We start from the raw sequence: 581 nt of genomic DNA, 5'->3' as shown, positions 1-581 counted from the left end.
ATAGGTTTTGAGTAACTCCGCTTACTTTGGTGCAGCTACATTTATTGCAGACACCCATACGGCAGCCATGTTGCGGACGTAGTCCTGCTTGCTCTGCACTGCTCAGTAAATTTGTTTCAGCTAAAAACTCGTGTTGGGCACGGCGGAAAATAACAGGCTGTGCTGCATGTGTACCAGTCACTTGAAGTGGTTGGAAATATTCTTGGTGAAGCTGAGACTGAGCACCTTTTTGGGTATAAATTTCATTTGCCTGCTGCATCATGCCGTGATGACCACACACATAGGTTGCGGTCTGCTCAAAGTCAGGAACAAGCTTTTGTAGCAGGCTTTCAGTTAAATGCTGCTTTTGCTCGGTAGTATTAAAAAAATGATATTGAAGCTGTGGGTACTGCTCTGCCAAAGCTTTTAATTCAGCATGAAAAATTTCCGCACGATTAAAATAAATGACATGGATTTGTTCAAGCTGCTGTTTCAAAGCTTGCTGCAAGAGTGAATAAATTGCAGTAACGCCACTTCCTGAGGCAATTAAAATTGCAGGCTGCTGGCCTTGATGCAAAGTGAAATCACCTTGTGGCTGTGAA

At 43.4% G+C, this 581-nt stretch carries 1 protein-coding gene; it reads right to left on the bottom strand.

All coding sequences use genetic code 11. The features are described 5' to 3' along the window. The coding region (locus tag ABD296_RS49990) for a flavin reductase family protein (RefSeq protein ID WP_407061603.1) at positions 1-581 on the bottom strand (581 nt) is incomplete at both ends.

The organism is Actinomadura napierensis, from assembly GCF_039529375.1.
GTDB lineage: Bacteria > Actinomycetota > Actinomycetes > Streptosporangiales > Streptosporangiaceae > Spirillospora > Spirillospora napierensis.
The sequence above is the reverse complement of the archived record's forward strand: the minus strand, read 5'-3'. Positions and strand labels throughout refer to the sequence as shown.